Annotated in this window: 15 protein-coding genes; 5 read left to right on the forward strand and 10 right to left on the reverse strand. The window is 70.7% G+C overall.

Going from position 1 to position 14046, the window contains the following annotated elements; translation table 11 throughout:
• Nucleotides 1-11: 11 nt before the first annotated feature.
• The 9 genes from CVS47_RS16210 to CVS47_RS16250 form a co-directional block, all read right to left on the reverse strand.
• Complete coding sequence (locus CVS47_RS16210; RefSeq protein ID WP_127097015.1) at nucleotides 12-944, reverse strand: carbohydrate ABC transporter permease; 933 nt, start codon at nucleotides 942-944, stop codon at nucleotides 12-14.
• A 3-nt stretch (nucleotides 945-947) separates the two neighbouring features.
• Entirely contained in the window at nucleotides 948-1853 is a 906-nt protein-coding gene (locus CVS47_RS16215; RefSeq protein WP_127097016.1) for a carbohydrate ABC transporter permease, read from the reverse strand.
• A gap of 51 nt (nucleotides 1854-1904) precedes the next feature.
• Nucleotides 1905-3236: an ABC transporter substrate-binding protein gene (locus CVS47_RS16220; RefSeq protein ID WP_127097017.1), complete on the reverse strand. Its 1332-nt coding sequence runs from the start codon at nucleotides 3234-3236 to the stop codon at nucleotides 1905-1907.
• Nucleotides 3237-3257: 21 nt separating this feature from the next.
• A complete protein-coding gene (locus CVS47_RS16225) occupies nucleotides 3258-3632 on the reverse strand; it encodes a cupin domain-containing protein (RefSeq protein WP_127097018.1) in 375 nt (124 codons plus the stop codon).
• Nucleotides 3629-4519 (reverse strand): 3-hydroxy-5-phosphonooxypentane-2,4-dione thiolase, encoded by an 891-nt coding sequence (gene lsrF / locus CVS47_RS16230; protein ID WP_127097019.1) that lies wholly within the window; start codon nucleotides 4517-4519, stop codon nucleotides 3629-3631. The genes CVS47_RS16225 and lsrF overlap by 4 nt, the downstream gene beginning before the upstream one ends.
• 67 nt (nucleotides 4520-4586) lie before the next feature.
• On the reverse strand, nucleotides 4587-6173 hold the full coding sequence (locus CVS47_RS16235) for an FGGY family carbohydrate kinase (RefSeq protein ID WP_127097020.1): 1587 nt from the start codon (nucleotides 6171-6173) through the stop codon (nucleotides 4587-4589).
• Nucleotides 6170-7198 carry an NAD(P)-dependent oxidoreductase gene (locus tag CVS47_RS16240; protein WP_127097021.1) on the reverse strand — a complete coding sequence of 343 codons (1029 nt, stop codon included), beginning with the start codon at nucleotides 7196-7198 and terminating at the stop codon, nucleotides 6170-6172. The genes CVS47_RS16235 and CVS47_RS16240 overlap by 4 nt, the downstream gene beginning before the upstream one ends.
• Before the next feature lie 37 nt (nucleotides 7199-7235).
• A complete protein-coding gene (locus CVS47_RS16245) occupies nucleotides 7236-8093 on the reverse strand; it encodes a GntR family transcriptional regulator (RefSeq protein WP_164734681.1) in 858 nt (285 codons plus the stop codon).
• Nucleotides 8094-8413: 320 nt separating this feature from the next.
• Nucleotides 8414-9202, reverse strand: a complete 789-nt coding sequence (locus CVS47_RS16250; protein ID WP_127097023.1) for a hypothetical protein — start codon at nucleotides 9200-9202, stop codon at nucleotides 8414-8416.
• Nucleotides 9203-9366: 164 nt separating this feature from the next.
• Here CVS47_RS16250 and CVS47_RS16255 point away from each other — a divergent pair, with 164 nt between their 5' ends.
• A complete protein-coding gene (locus CVS47_RS16255; protein WP_127097024.1) occupies nucleotides 9367-10041 on the forward strand; it encodes a response regulator transcription factor in 675 nt (224 codons plus the stop codon).
• Nucleotides 10038-11516: a HAMP domain-containing sensor histidine kinase gene (locus CVS47_RS16260; RefSeq protein ID WP_241240207.1), complete on the forward strand. Its 1479-nt coding sequence runs from the start codon at nucleotides 10038-10040 to the stop codon at nucleotides 11514-11516. The genes CVS47_RS16255 and CVS47_RS16260 overlap by 4 nt, the downstream gene beginning before the upstream one ends.
• Nucleotides 11517-11529: 13 nt before the next feature.
• Here CVS47_RS16260 and CVS47_RS16265 read toward each other — a convergent pair whose 3' ends face one another.
• Complete coding sequence (locus CVS47_RS16265; protein WP_127097025.1) at nucleotides 11530-12303, reverse strand: YqjF family protein; 774 nt, start codon at nucleotides 12301-12303, stop codon at nucleotides 11530-11532.
• 110 nt (nucleotides 12304-12413) lie between these two features.
• Here CVS47_RS16265 and CVS47_RS16270 point away from each other — a divergent pair, with 110 nt between their 5' ends.
• From CVS47_RS16270 to CVS47_RS16280, 3 genes are read left to right on the forward strand one after another with little or no spacing between them, the layout of a single operon-like run.
• On the forward strand, nucleotides 12414-13007 hold the full coding sequence (locus CVS47_RS16270) for a sulfite oxidase-like oxidoreductase (protein WP_127097026.1): 594 nt from the start codon (nucleotides 12414-12416) through the stop codon (nucleotides 13005-13007).
• The gene (locus CVS47_RS16275; protein ID WP_241240208.1) at nucleotides 13004-13726 is read left to right on the forward strand and encodes a ferredoxin reductase; all 723 of its coding nucleotides are present in this window, start codon (nucleotides 13004-13006) and stop codon (nucleotides 13724-13726) included. The genes CVS47_RS16270 and CVS47_RS16275 overlap by 4 nt, the downstream gene beginning before the upstream one ends.
• Nucleotides 13723-14022, forward strand: coding sequence for a DUF6510 family protein (locus CVS47_RS16280; protein WP_206502677.1), 300 nt, complete (start codon nucleotides 13723-13725; stop codon nucleotides 14020-14022). Before CVS47_RS16275 ends, CVS47_RS16280 begins: the two co-directional genes overlap by 4 nt.
• Nucleotides 14023-14046: the final 24 nt, after the last annotated feature.

Raw genomic sequence — 14046 nt, forward strand, 5'->3', positions numbered from 1 at the left:
GCCGGGTGGGCCTACTTGACGCTGCCTTGGGTGAGCCCGCCCACCAGCCACTTCTGCAGGAACATCGCCAGGAGGTAGATCGGAATGAGACCGGCGAGACTCGCTGCCGCCATCTGACCGAACACCACCTCGCGCCCGCCCTGCATCAGCGAGATGCCGACCGGGAGCGTCTGCGAGTCCACGCTCTGCGTGAGCAGCAGTGGGATCAGGAAGTCGTTGTAGACGAGGATGAACACGATGATGGACACGGCGACGATGCCCGGTGCCGTGAGCGGCAGGATCACGGACCAGAGCGTGCGGAACGGACCGCATCCGTCGATCTGGGCCGCCTCGTCGATCTCGAAGGGAATGGCACGGAAGAAGCCGTCGAGCAGCCAGACCGCGACCGGCGTGAGCAGCAGGCCTTCGACGATCCCCAGCCCGATCACCGAGTCCATGAGCCCCACGGTGCGCACCAGGACGAACAGGGGGACGATCGCCACCACCGGCGGCGCGATGTACGCCGACACGAGAGTGCCGAGGGCCTGCTTGCCACCGGCGCGAAGGCGTGCGATCGCGTAATTCGCGGGGACCGCCACCAGCAGCGCGACGAGCACCGCGATGAGCGCCGACCCCACGGAATTGCGCAGGTAGGTGAGAATCGGGAAGTTCTGGAACGCTGACGCCCAGTTCTCGAAAGCGAGACGCGACGGCAGGATGCGCGTCGACAGGATGTCGTCCGGGCTCTTGAACGACATCCCGATCATGTAGAGGATCGGAAGCAGCGACAGCACGATCGCCGCAGAGATGACCAGCCACTTCACCGCCGTGATCGTGCCCGAAGGCCGCCCGGGGCGAGACGTGCTGGAAGCGCGGACCTTCGCCGCACGACGGCGGCGCGGCACGGTCAGCGTGCGCGTCGCGCTGTCGGTCGACGCTTCTGTGTCTCGAACGATGAGGGACATGGGTCAGCCTTCCCGGTGCAGGCGCTGCCGCATCGCATTGAGGGGCAGGATCACGAGGGTGACGAGCACGAGGAACGCGATCGTCTGGGCCGCGGCGGCGCCGACATCGAACGTCTGCAGGCCGGTGCGGTAGATCTGATAGCTGCTGACGGTGGTGTCGAAGCCTGGTCCGCCGCTCGTCATGATGAAGACGAGGTCGAAGACCTTGAAGGACACGACGAGCTTCAGCAGGAGCACGGTGAGGAGGCTCGGAAGAACGAGGGGGAACGTGATGCGCCAGAAGGTCTGCCAGACCCCCGCCCCGTCCACCTGCGAGGCTTCGTACACCTCGGTCGGCAGCGTCTGCAGCGCGGCGAAGACGAGCAGTACGCAGAACGGCGCCCATTGCCAGGCATCGACGAGGATGACGGAGATGATGGCCGCAGGGCTGGAGCCGAGGAACAGGAACGGCTCTGAGCCGGGCGCGATCACCTGTCCGACGTTGTTGAGCAGGCCGCCGGTCGGGGCCAGCATGAGCTTCCAGATCACGCCCGCCATGACAGGCGGAGTCATGAGAGGCAGCAGGAGCAGGACCCGGATGACGCGCCCGCCCTTCACCGCGGCATCCAGAGACAGCGCGACCACGAGCCCGACGATGAGCGCGAGCAGGGCCGAGGGGACGGCGAAGACGAGCGACCGGCCGAGGGACGGGAGGGTGACCCCGTCCCCCAGCAGTTCGCTGAAATTCTCGAATCCCACCCATGCACTGAAGGGCCGCCCGAGGGACGACTTCGAGAAGGATGCCGCGATGATGTACACCAGCGGGTAGATCGCCATGATTGCGATCGCGATGAACGCAGGCGCGAGCAGCAGCCGGCCGGTCCAGGGAGCGCGTCGTTCGACACGGGTCTTCACTGTCGCCTGCGACATGGCTCCTCCTTCTGTCTGTATCGAACAGGATGGGTGGGGTTCGGGCCGGGCTCAGCCGAGTGATTGCCAGGCGTCCCAGGTCTGGGACATCGCCTGCTCAGCGGTGAGGCTGCCCTGGAGCATGAGCGCGAGGTTGTCGCTCAGGGTCTGGATCATCTCGGGTGCCTGAGGCGAGGTCGGCCACGATTGCGCGTTCGGCAAGACCTGCGCCGCGACGGCCGATACGTCTGGGGCGAATGATGTGTACTTGTCGCTCTCGAGTGTCGAGGTGCGGATCGGGTCGACACCGGATCCCGTCGTCGTGATGAGCTTCTCGTTCATCTCCTTCGAGGAGGCGAAGGCCACGAACTGCTGTGCGAGCTCCTGATCGGGTGCGTTCGGACTGATACCCATCGCCCATCCTGCGTTGAGCGCGCCCGAGATCTTGCCCTCCGGTCCCACCGGGAGGGGCGCGACGCCCCACTTGTCGACGATCTTCGACTGCCCCGGGTCCTGCGCGAACACACCGAGATCGGTCCAGAACTCGATCATTCCCACGTTCCCGGAGAGGAACTGCGGGAGGGCCTGCTCGAATCCGATCTCAAGCGGGCTGGGCAGCGCGTACGGCGCGGCATCCAGCATCGACTGCGCAGCGTCTACCGCCGCCTGCGTGTTCAGCTGAGGCATCTGCGAGTCGATCGGGTCTGGCGACATCGTCGCGAGACGATTGAAGAAGGTCGAGCCGATGTTGAAGGCGCTCTTGGCTCCGAGGATCGCCGAGCCGTAGACGCCGTTCGCCTTCTCGGCGTCGGTGATCTTCTGCGCGACCTGCTCGTACTCGCTCCAGGTCGTGGGCACCTCGACGCCGTTCCGCTCGAAGATCTCCTTGTTGTAAAAGAGCACGTGCGTGTCACCGTCGATGGGCAGGCCGTACGTCTTGCCGTCGTACTGCGTGTAGGGGCCGAAAATGCTCTGGATGAAGTCGGACGAGTCGATGTCGGCGTCGCCGTCCACCCAGCTGGTGATGTCCTCCAGCGCTCCGGCATCCGCCAGGGCGCCCACAGACGTGTACCAGTACTGGATGACGTCGTAGTTGTTGGTGCCGGACTGCGCGTCCAGGATCGCCTTGGTCTGGATCTGGTCGTACGGCACGACCTCGACCTCTATCTGCGTGCCCGTTTGCGCTTCAAAGTCAGCCTCGAGGATCTTTCCCGCACCCTCCTGGGGTGCCGCGATGAGCACCTTCAGGGACGTGGCGGCGCCGCCGCCGGATGCTCCGTCGGATCCGCCCGATCCGCCGGCGCAGCCGGCAAGGGCGAGACCGCCGACGGCGGCGATCGCAAGGGAGGTGAGGATCCGCCGGGACGGACGGATCGGAGATGAGGAGCGTCGCTGCGCACTCATGGTGTGTCCTTTCGATTCGGTTCAGGTGTGGGAGGGGTTGTCAGGGGTCCAGGGCCGGTCGAGCTTGTCGCCGTCCACCCAGGGGGTCTTCACGAACACCGCGCGGAAGGTCTCGTCGAACGGGTTGCGCACGAAGTGCTCCTCGTGGGGCTCCGCGCGAAGCACGTCGCCGGCGGACAAGGTCACCCGCGTCTTGCGTTCGAGCCAGAACTCGGCGCTGCCCTCGATCACGACGAACGACTCGGTGTGGTGCTCATGGAGGTGGTTGGCGAACTCGTCGCCGGGCCGCAGCACCACGACACCGAAGGCGGCGTCATCGGCCTGCGTGAGGTAGCCGGGGCCCCAGTCCTCGAAGCGGAGGACGGCGTCGGCCGAGCGCAGGACTTCGGCGCTCATGCGAGCACCGGGGCCTCGCTCGCGGAACGGAACAGGTCGTACGCCTCCTCGGGCGCGGCATCCTGATGGACGACCGCTCGGACGGCCTGCATCATCGCCGCAGGATCGGCGCTCTGGAATATGTTGCGCCCCATGTCCACGCCGGCGGCACCGGCGCGTACGGCGTTGCTCGCCATAGTGAGGGCGTCCAGCTCGGGAAGCTTCTTGCCTCCGGCCATGATGACGGGCACGGGGCAGCCGGCGACGACGTCTTCGAAGCCCTCCTCGCAGTAGTAGGTCTTGACGAGCTGGGCGCCCAGCTCGGCGATGATGCGCGTGGCGAGGCCGAGATAGCGGGAGTCACGGGTGAGCTCCTTGCCGACGGCAGTGACCCCCAACACGGGGATGCCGGCCGCGTACCCCTGGTCCACGAGCGTCGTGAGATTGCGGATGCTGCGACTCTCGTACTCACCGCCCACGAAGACCTGGACAGCCACCGCGTCGGCGTTGATGCGCACGGCGTCGTCCATCGCCATAGCCGTGTACTCGTCCGAGAGGTCCTTGAGGATCGACGGACCGCCGGAGGCGCGCAGGACGAGTCCGGCGCGGGTCGCCGGCGGCAGGGAGCTGCGCAACGCGCCGCGCGTACCCATGAGGGCGTCGGCGGCGTCCGCCAGCGGGGCGATGTTGAGGTCGATGCGCTCCAGCCCCGAGGTCGGCCCCTGGAAGTAGCCGTGGTCAAAGGCGAGCATCACCGTTCGCCCGGTGCGTGGGTCGAGGATGCGGGACAGGCGGTTCTGCATCCCCCAGTCGAGGTTCGCAGCGCCGCGGATGGCGTGGCGGAACGCGACTCCGGGGACGTCGGGGTGGAACTGCTTGGCAGAGGCGTTGCCGTCGAGGTCGGCCATGTGAATCTCCTTGTGGTGGTGAGACGGGGATGTCGTGCTGTGGGTGAGGGGAAGGCGGACGGGCGGGTCAGGCGGTCGAGACCGCATCCACCCGTCGGGCCTCGGCCGGTGGCCGCGCCGCGCCCGGCGGGGTGAAGAGGGGCGGCAGATCGTCTCCCGAGATCGACAGGACGTCGCGGTATACGCGGTGCCAGCGGCTGCTGATCTCGCGGTAGGCGTCGTGCTCTGCGGCATCGGCGCGCACCACACGGTCCGGCTCTGCCATGGGCGGGAGCGTCGCCTGCATGCCCTGCGCCGCAAGGCGTGCTGCGCCGTAGGCGCTCGCCTCCGGCGCGGGCGTGACCCGGGTCTGCAGTCCCGTCACGCCGGCGATCACCCGCGGCCACAGCGCACCGGCACTCGATCCGCCGGTGAAGGTCACGGAACCTTCGGAGGCCGCACGGCCATCGGTGAGCGCCGCCAGGACATCGAGATGAGCCGCCGCCACGATGGCCGCCGACTCCTCGATCGCCCGCACGAACGCCCCCCGAGAGGACGCGCGCGCGTCGTTGATGTCGAAGCCGATGAAGGCGGGTGCAGCCTGGTGCCAGGCATCGGCCTGCATCACGTTGGCCATCGTGGCGACGATGCCGTTCGATCCGGCCGGCACGGCGGCGGCCCATTTCTCCATGACCGCGAATGCGCTGGTGCCCGCCGCGATTCCTGCGGCCGCAGCATCCGGGCACATCGCATCGCGGAACCATCGCATCGCCAGCCCCGAGAGGAAGCCGATGCCCTCGATCATCCACTGGCCGGGATCAACGTGACAGAGCGTGCGGAGGCGCCGCTCGGGGTCCACGAGCGGCTCGTCGACGATCGCGGTGGTCTGCCAGAACGTGCCGGCCACGATCGTCGGCACACCCGGCCGCGCCGCGATGCCGTGCAGGGCTAGCTGGGTGTCCGCACCACCTGTCACGACCGGCGTACCGGCGGGGAGACCCGTTGCGGCTGCCGCCTCATCGGTCACGGCGCCCACGACCGTGCCGCACTCGACGACGTCGGGCAGGATCGCGGCCTCGACTCCGACAAGTCCGGCGAGGTCAGTCGACCACGAGCGCGATCGCAGATCGAACAGGGCGGAACTCGATCCGGCTGTGGGGTCGGTGGCGAAGGTGCCCGTCAGACGGGTGGTGACCCAGTCGCTGAGCATGCCGAGGTGGCGCGCATCGGCGAGCACATCGGGCTGGTGGCGCGCAAGCCACCGCAGTCGGGCGGGAGCGGTGATGGACACCCAATCGCCCGCGACGCGGAAGATCTCGTCAGCGACTCCCTGCTCCACGAGTTCGGCCGCCTCACGCCGGGCGCGCCCGTCGGTGTTGGGGCACGCCCACAGCTCCCTGCCCGCGGCGTCGTAGAGAACGAAGCCCTCGCGCATGCTTGATGCGGCGACGGCCGCGACCCGTCGGCCGTCGAGGCGTCGCACGACTTCGGCGACGGCGCCGGCGATCGCCGACCACCCCGCGGTCGTGTCGAAGGCGGTGCCACCGGGATGTCCGGCGACCGCATGATGGATCCATTCGCGCCCGGCCTGCGCGATCAGGCGCCCGTCGGCGTCGAAGGCGAGGGCGCGGGCGGAGCCGGTACCGGCATCGATCGCGAGGAAGACGTCGCTCATCGCTCCCACCTCAGCGGCCGGCCGTCGAGGAACGCCTGCACCTCGGAGGCGAGCATCTCGGCACCTCGGACGAGGGTCTCGCGGGTGGCGCCCGCGAGGTGCGGGGTGAGGATGAGGTTGGGCTGGTCCACCATCTCGCGCCACGGGCCGTCGGGCTCGTTGACGTCGAGCGCGACTCCCGCCAGTCGTCCGTCGCGCAGGCCCGAGAGCAACGCCGACTCGTCGACAAGGGACTCCCTCGCGGTGTTGATGAGGAACGACCCCGGGGGCATGAGCGCGATCTGCTCGGCGCCGATCATGTGGTGGTTGTCGGCGGTGGCTCGTGCGTGGACGCTGACCACGTCGGACGCGGACAGCAGCTCGTCGAGATCGGCGACGATGCGCGCATCGGTCACGGTCGCGGCATCCACGTACGGGTCGTAGGCGACGATCTCGGCGCCCAGCGCCCGCGCACGCGCGGCGACGAGACGCGCCACGTTGCCGTAGCCGATGAGGCCGACGCGGAGGCCGGCGACTTCCCTGCCGAACCAGCGGGCGCCCTCGAAGGTCGACTCTGCCAGCGGGCGACCGTCGGCGATCCGGGCGTCGACGTCGCGGAGGGAAGCCGGCACGTTGCGCACGAGCGAGATGAGGAAGCCGATCGTCAGGTCGGCCACGGCTTCGGCGTTCTTCCCCGGGGTGGTGGTCACGCGAACGCCGTGCTCCCGCGCCGCCTCGAGATCGATGTTGACCGGACCGCCACGCGCGCACCCCGCCAGGCGCAGGTCCGGCAGGGCCGCGATGACCTCGGCCGTCACCGGGGCGGCGTGGAAGGCAATGACGTCGTACCCCTGTGCGAGTCGTGCGACCTCAGCAGGGTCGCCCTCGAACTCCTGGACCCGCGACGTGTCCCACGTGGGCGCCGCCATCCGCACAGTCGCGACGTCGGCTGTGAGACCGCGCCGCGCGAAGGCCTGCGCGAACACATCGGCGCTCATGTAGCTGTCACCGATGAGGAGGATGCGGCGATCGGAGTGGTCGGTCATGCGAGAGGTCTCCAGGATCAGTGGGAGGGGAGGGCTGTCAGCGGACAACGCGCGTGGTCGCCCGCGAGGAGGGCCGGGCGGGCTCGGAGCGGACGGCGCCGGGGTAGCGGCCGGAGGCGCTCTCGTTCGAGATTCCGGCGGCCTCGAAGCCCGTGTCCACGCTCACCCGCAGGCGGTCGGTGCGCACGGAGGCGCGGGAGAAGTCGATGGGGGCTCCGGTCTGGTCGTACGCGACGGCTTCGACGACGACGATCGGATGCCCCTGCTCGACATCGAGCAGGCCGGCGAGCGCACGGTCGGCGGCGACCGCCTCGATGGTGCGGTGCATGCGCGCGATGCGCACACCCGTCACCCGGTTGATGGCGGCGTACAGACTGGCCCTCGGCTCCCGGAGATCGGGCAGGACGCCGGCGAAGCGGGTCGGCAGGTAGTTAATGACGTGGACGGCGGTGCGGGAACCCACGGCCCGCACGCGCTCGAGGACGAAGCCGAGTCCGTCGGGAGAGTCGCGACCGACGACGGCGGCCGCCCACGGCGGGAGCGCCTCTATGCCGGCCCGAAGGATCTGGGAGCTCAGGGCGCTCTGACCGTCCTCGGAATACTCGCCGAGAAGACTGGGCGCCGATGGCAGCGTCCAGGCGGACGGCCCCTGAATGCGCTCGACGAACGCCCCTTTGCCCTGCCGGCGAGACACGATGCCCGCGCTCTCGAGCCGGGAGAGCGCCTCGCGCACCGAGGTCCGTGATGCGCCGAAGTGACCGCACAGGTCATTCTCGCTCGGCAGGCGATCGCCGGTCGACCATGTCCCGTCGGCGATGCGAGACTCGATCGCCCGCATGATCTGAAACCAGATCGGGGCTGTGGAATCGCGATCGAGCTGCGGTAGCGAGTCCATGATGACCGGCCTCTCCGATGAGGGTGTGAGAGAGGCCTCCTGGGCCTCCATCGAGCGGCTCCGCTCGACATGTATCGATCTTGCGGTCTCACCTGTATCCCCCATAGAGACAAGTTCACGTTGATTTCGGTTGCAGCAAGACACACACCGAAACAACGACTGACCTGGGCTATAGCGAACGTGCTCCGCTCGAGCCGAGAACGCCCCGACGGCGCCTGTCGACGCTTGTCCGCAGGACAGGGATACAAGTGCCCGGCCACAACGCCCGCACGCACAGCGCCCCCGCCGTCTCGGGACGGCGGGGGCGATGTGCTGATCGGTCAGGAACCGGCGGGAGCGGTGGGGGTACCGCCGTCGGCGGGCGGCGTCGGAGCCGTGCCGTCGGCAGGCGGGGTCGGACCGGAGCCGTCGGCGGGCGGGGTGGGCGGGGTGGGCGCCGAACCGTCAGCCGGCGGGGTGGGCGCCGAACCGTCAGCGGGCGGGGTGGGCGCCGAACCGTCAGCCGGCGGGGTGGGCGCCGAGCCCTCCGCGGGCGGAGTCGGGGCCGTCCCGTCGGGGCGCGGACCCTTCGCGCCGGGGCCGCCCGCGGCGGGACCGCCGCCGGGGCCGCACACCCCCGGGTCCTTCGGCGTCGTGCCGCCGTCGGGCGCGGTGCCCTCGGCCGGCGGGGTGGGAACCGATCCGTCGGCGGGTGCGGTGGCACCCGGTGACGGCGCGGTCGCGCCGGGGTTCGGAGCAGTCGAGCCGTCAGCGGGGCTTCCCGTGACGCTCGCCGAGGCGCTGGGGCCGGCCCCCGGGATCACGCCGTTGCCGGAGCCGGCCGCGGTGGCCATCGCCGCCGTACCGCCGACGAGGCCGAGGCCGAGCACCACGGCTCCGGCGATCAGGCCGGGCCGCTTCCAGGCGCGGGAGCGGACGCGGTCGGCACCCGCGGGGCGGGTCGTGGCGAAGGAGGAGCCGGCGGACGGGTCGCCGATGCGCTCATGGGGCCGGGTCGCGGCGTCCGGGTCGATCCGCTCGTAGGGGCGGGTCGCGGCATCCGTCGTCTCGTCGCGGTCGAAGCGGTCGTCTCCCGTGTTCTCGTGCGGGGTGGTGTCGTCGTGGGACATGTCATCTCCGTGTTCGGTCTGCCGGACGTGTCCGGCGCCGGCGTCCACCGGCTGAGAACCACGATCCGAGCCGAAACTGAAGCCCGGCTTAAGTCCGGAGAGGCTCAGCAACCCGGGGGCGGAGTCATAGTCGCCGCACAGCATGCGGACATAGCGTCCGGGGCATGCCTCCCCCCGCCCGCGTGCTCGTCCTCGACGACGACGAGACGATCCGCACCTCCGTGGTCGCCGCACTCCGTGCCGACGGGTTCGTCGCGGAAGGGGCGCCCGACGGCACCACCCTGCGGGAGCGCCTGATCTCCTTCTCCCCCGATCTTGTGATGCTGGACTGGATGATGCCCGGGCCGAGCGGCATCCAGCTCGTCTCGACGGTGCGCAGCGCCAGCGATGCGGGGGTGATGATGCTCACGGCCCGCGACGAGGTGGATGACCGCCTGCGCGGCTTCGGCGAGGGAATCGACGACTACGTCAGCAAGCCGTTCTCGCTGGCCGAACTGGTCGCCCGCGCCACCGCGGTGCTGCGGCGTCGCGGCCGCATCCCCGAGGTGCTGCAGATCGGAGACCTCGTGGTCGACGCGGATGCCGCGACCGCCCGCCGCGCCGACGTCGCCCTCCCGCTGACGGCCACCGAGTTCCGGCTGCTCGCGTTCCTCGCCGCCAGTCGTGGCCGCACGCTGTCGAAGACGCAGATCCTCACGCAGGTGTGGGGCTTCGACGACTACGACCCCAATCTCGTCGAGGTGCACATGAGCTCGCTGCGCCGGAAGATGGAGACGCACGGCCCGCGGCTGATACATACCGTCCGCGGCATGGGCTATCGCCTGACAGCGGCAGCGTGACCGCGCCGCCGGGCACCAGCGGGCGGAGCGCGACGACGCTGCGGACCGCCTCGCTGCGCACGCGCACCGTCCTGGCGGTGCTCGCCCTCATGGTCGTGCTCCTCGTCGGGCTCACGGTCTCGGTCGACGTCATCTTCGGCGCGCAGCTGCGCACGCAGCTCGAGGACCGACTGGAGGACAGGGCGGCTGCCGCGGCCTCGCTCGTCGGAACCGTCGACAGCGACGAGCTCGCCGACCGGCTGTCGGCACAGGGACTCTCCGTGCGCATCGAGAGCGCGGCGGGCGAAGAGGTGGTCGCCGGGCCGAGCCCCGACCAGCTGCGTCAGGGCCCGCCCGCCGGGCTCGGCCCCGACGGCGGCCGCCGCCCGGGTCCCGCGACGGGAAACGGCTCGTCCGACGACCCGACGACGTCGGGCGAGGTGTCGGTCGCGGCATCCGCGATCTCCGGCGACGACCAGCTCGTCACACTCGTCTCGACCCTGAGCGACGGCTCCACACTCACCCTCACCGCGTCGACCGCGCCCATCGCGGCCACCGTCGCGCAGCTGCGGACGGTGATGGCGATCGCGGCCGCGGCGGTGCTGATCATCGCGGTGATCGGCGTGCTGCTCGTCGTCCGCTCCACACTCGCTCCCCTGACCCGGGTCACGACGGTCGCGCGGTCGATCGCGTCCGGCGACCGGGGGCGTCGGCTGCGGCCCGATCGGCCGCGCACCGAGATCGGCCGGGTGGCGAGCGCCTTCGACGAGATGCTCGACGACGTCGAGGGCGCCGAGCGATCGGCGCTGGACGCCGAAGCGCGCATGCGCACCTTCGTCTCCGATGCCGCGCACGAGCTGCGCACCCCGGTGGCCGGCATCCGCGCGGCGGCCGACACGCTCGTGCGCGCCGACCTGTCCCCCGCGGACCGCGAGCTCCTCGCGACGCAGATCGCCCGGGAGTCGGGCCGCGCCTCGCGTCTCATCGACGACATGCTCATGATGGCGCGCCTCGACCGCGGCCTCGATCTGATCCCGACGCGCGTCGACCTCGGCCGGCTCGTGCGGAGCGAGGCCGACCGCCTGTCGCTGCGGCGTCCCTCACTCGATCTGCAGACGCGCGTTCCCGACCGCCCGGTGCCGGTCGACGCCGACGTCGACCGGCTCGGTCAGATCGTGTCGAACCTCGTCGACAACGCCGCCCGGGCGACCGGCGGAGACGGGGCGGTCGTGGTGGAAGTCCGCATCGACGACGCGGATGCCGCGACGGCCCGCATCGTCGTCACCGATGACGGCCCCGGAGTGCCGGCCGAGGAGCGCGAGCGCATCTTCGACCGACTGGTGCGCCTCGACCCGTCGCGGGACGCGCGCGCCGGCGCCGGACTCGGGCTGCCCATCGCCCGCGGCATCGCCCGCGCCCACGGCGGCGACGTCACGTGCGTGCCGGCGTCCCGCGGCGCGCGCTTCGAGGTGACGCTGCCGCTCGCGGTCGCGTGACGCCATCGCCCGATCAGCGCGGCAGCAGCGTCGGACCGGAGAACCGTGTGAGGAACCCCGGATGCCGCGCCGGCATGGCCAGCGCCGAGTCGGGCGTGCGCGCGGTGAGCCCGGGGAAACCCGAGTCGGCGAGGAGGTCGTCGTCGAGCGCGTCGACCTCGGCGGAGACCAGCGGCCACGGCTCATGCTCGTTCGCCGCCCAGATCGTGCGTCCGAGGTGGCGCTCGTGGAAGCCCCATCGCGCCGTGAGGAACCGGCTGAGGGGCGTATCGACCGGGTCCTCGCCCAGCGTGACGCGGATGCGGGTGCGCGCAGCGCTGCGCCCGTGCCGGATCGAGCGGTACTCGATGCGGTCGCCCTCCTCGCGCATCCCGGCCCGCGCCCAGCGGTAGGGCAGCCCGAAGATCGCCCGCGCGCCGAGCACGGGCAGCAGGTGCTCCGCCTCCAGGGTGCGGAACACGACGCTGCGGCGGCCCGCCGCATCCACTCCATAGGTCCGCACGTTGATCTCGACGAAGGATCCGACGAGCGGCACGGGCGGCAGCGGAAGGAATCGGAACTCGCTGAGCACGAACGGGATGAGCCCGACCCACGCCGAGCCGTCGAAGACGTCGGGCCGTGTGCCGGTCGGGAGGAGCGGCGCGACCACGGCCGGATCGACCCGCCAGTGCAGGAAGCACGCGGCGCGCCAGCGCTGCTCGATGACCGCGCGACCCGCGAGTGCGGGGGCGTCGCGCGGGGTCCGCGCGACCGCTGCGGCGGGGTCGGCGGGATCGACGCTCGGCATGCCCCCATCATGCCGCCGAGACGAGGTCGCCGAGGGGCTTGGACGGGACCGCTCCCGCGGCGGTATCCTCACCTCAACGACGCTCGGCTCTGAGGGAAGAGGTCTTCGCGATGGCTCAGTTCACCCGGGGCTTCGGCGCCCGCCGACGCGAGTCGGACCCCAAGCTCCCGCCTGGGCAGTATCTCGCCACCGACTTCCCCGTGCTGTCGGCCGGTCCGACGCCGAAGATCCCGCTGACGGAGTGGGCGTTCGGCATCGTCGCGGAGTCGGGCGACGTCACCTCCTGGTCATGGGACGAGTTCGCCGCACTCCCCCACGAAGACGTCACCACCGACATCCACTGCGTCACCCGGTGGTCCAAGTTCGACACCACCTGGCGCGGCGTCTCCCTCGACACCCTGCTGGCCGATGTGTCGAGCGAGTACGAGTACGTGATGGCGCACTCCTACGGCGGGTACACGACGAACGTGCCGCTCGCCGACCTGCGCGGCGGCAAGGCCTGGGTCGTGACGGAGTACGACGGCAAGCCGCTCGACCCCGAGCACGGCGGCCCCGCACGGCTGCTCGTGCCGCACCTGTACTTCTGGAAGAGCGCGAAGTGGGTGCGCGGACTGTCGATGCAGAAGCGCGACGAGCCCGGCTTCTGGGAGCAGAACGGCTACAACATCTACGGCGACCCCTGGAAGGAGGAGCGGTACTGGTGAAGGTGCGCGGCTGGATGCCGGCCACGATGTCCTCGATCCGCTCCGAGACCCCGCACTCCCGCGTGCTCACGCTCCACGTGCCCGGCTGGCCCGGCAACGAGCCCGGTCAGCACCTCGACGTGCGCCTCACGGCGGAGGACGGCTACCAGGCGGAGCGGTCGTACTCGATCGCCTCGTCCGGCCCCGGTGACGACGTCGAGCTCGGCGTCGACGTGGTGCCCGACGGCGAGGTCTCGCCCTATCTCGGCGAGATCGCCGAGGTCGGCGACGCCCTCGAGGTGAAGGGGCCGCTGGGCGAGTACTTCGTATGGGATGCCACGGCCACCACCCCCGTGCAGCTCATCGCCGGCGGCTCGGGCATCGTGCCGCTCATCGCCATGGCGCGCGCGCATCGCGCGTCGGGGAGCACGGCGCCGTTCCGGCTGCTGTACTCCGTGCGCTCCGGACCGGACGCGATGTACCGCGCCGAGGTCGAGTCCCTCGCCGACCCGCTCACCGAGGTCACCTTCGCCTACACCCGTCAGGGACCGGACGAGTGGACGGGCCCGGTCGGGCGCCTCACCCCCGACCGGATCGCGGAGCTGACCTGGCCCCCGTCCGCGGACACGATGACCTTCGTCTGCGGGCCGACCGGGTTCGTCGAGGCCACCGCGAACGCGCTCGTGGCCGCGGGGCACGACCCCGCCCATGTGCGCACGGAGAGGTTCGGAGGATCATGAGCCAGATCACGCCGCGCCCGCGGCCGCCCGAGCACCTCGTGCACAAGCTCGACGGGAACGTGCTCGCCGGCGTGCTGCAGACGCTCGGCGCGGCCGGAGCGACCGAGGTCGAGGTCGAGTGCAGAACGTGCGGACGCAGCGCCCCGCTCGCCCAGTGGTCGGTCGAGGCCGATCGCACGGCCTTCATCGTCCGCTGCCGCGACTGCACGCACACCCTCGCGACCATCCTCCGCGACGCAGACGGCGGCCTCACCGTCCGCATCGCGGGCGGCCCGACCCTCCGCGCCCGCGGCTGACGCCGGCGCCTGAAGCGCGGACGC

This window comes from Microbacterium lemovicicum (assembly GCF_003991875.1).
In the GTDB taxonomy this organism is placed as follows: Bacteria; Actinomycetota; Actinomycetes; order Actinomycetales; family Microbacteriaceae; genus Microbacterium; species Microbacterium lemovicicum.

Bases quoted from the DNA above. Each gene is read 5' to 3' on its own strand.
- CVS47_RS16225 (WP_127097018.1), bottom strand. From the start codon at position 3,632: ATGAGCGCCGAAGTCCTGCGCTCGGCCGACGCCGTCCTCCGCTTCGAG.
- CVS47_RS16210 (WP_127097015.1), bottom strand. From the start codon at position 944: ATGTCCCTCATCGTTCGAGACACAGAAGCGTCGACCGACAGCGCGACG.
- CVS47_RS16255 (WP_127097024.1), top strand. From the start codon at position 9,367: ATGCCTCCCCCCGCCCGCGTGCTCGTCCTCGACGACGACGAGACGATC.
- CVS47_RS16245 (WP_164734681.1), bottom strand. From the start codon at position 8,093: ATGGACTCGCTACCGCAGCTCGATCGCGATTCCACAGCCCCGATCTGG.
- CVS47_RS16265 (WP_127097025.1), bottom strand. From the start codon at position 12,303: ATGCCGAGCGTCGATCCCGCCGACCCCGCCGCAGCGGTCGCGCGGACC.
- CVS47_RS16240 (WP_127097021.1), bottom strand. From the start codon at position 7,198: ATGACCGACCACTCCGATCGCCGCATCCTCCTCATCGGTGACAGCTAC.
- CVS47_RS16280 (WP_206502677.1), top strand. From the start codon at position 13,723: ATGAGCCAGATCACGCCGCGCCCGCGGCCGCCCGAGCACCTCGTGCAC.
- CVS47_RS16250 (WP_127097023.1), bottom strand. From the start codon at position 9,202: ATGTCCCACGACGACACCACCCCGCACGAGAACACGGGAGACGACCGC.
- CVS47_RS16235 (WP_127097020.1), bottom strand. From the start codon at position 6,173: ATGAGCGACGTCTTCCTCGCGATCGATGCCGGTACCGGCTCCGCCCGC.
- lsrF (WP_127097019.1), bottom strand. From the start codon at position 4,519: ATGGCCGACCTCGACGGCAACGCCTCTGCCAAGCAGTTCCACCCCGAC.
- CVS47_RS16270 (WP_127097026.1), top strand. From the start codon at position 12,414: ATGGCTCAGTTCACCCGGGGCTTCGGCGCCCGCCGACGCGAGTCGGAC.
- CVS47_RS16215 (WP_127097016.1), bottom strand. From the start codon at position 1,853: ATGTCGCAGGCGACAGTGAAGACCCGTGTCGAACGACGCGCTCCCTGG.
- CVS47_RS16220 (WP_127097017.1), bottom strand. From the start codon at position 3,236: ATGAGTGCGCAGCGACGCTCCTCATCTCCGATCCGTCCGTCCCGGCGG.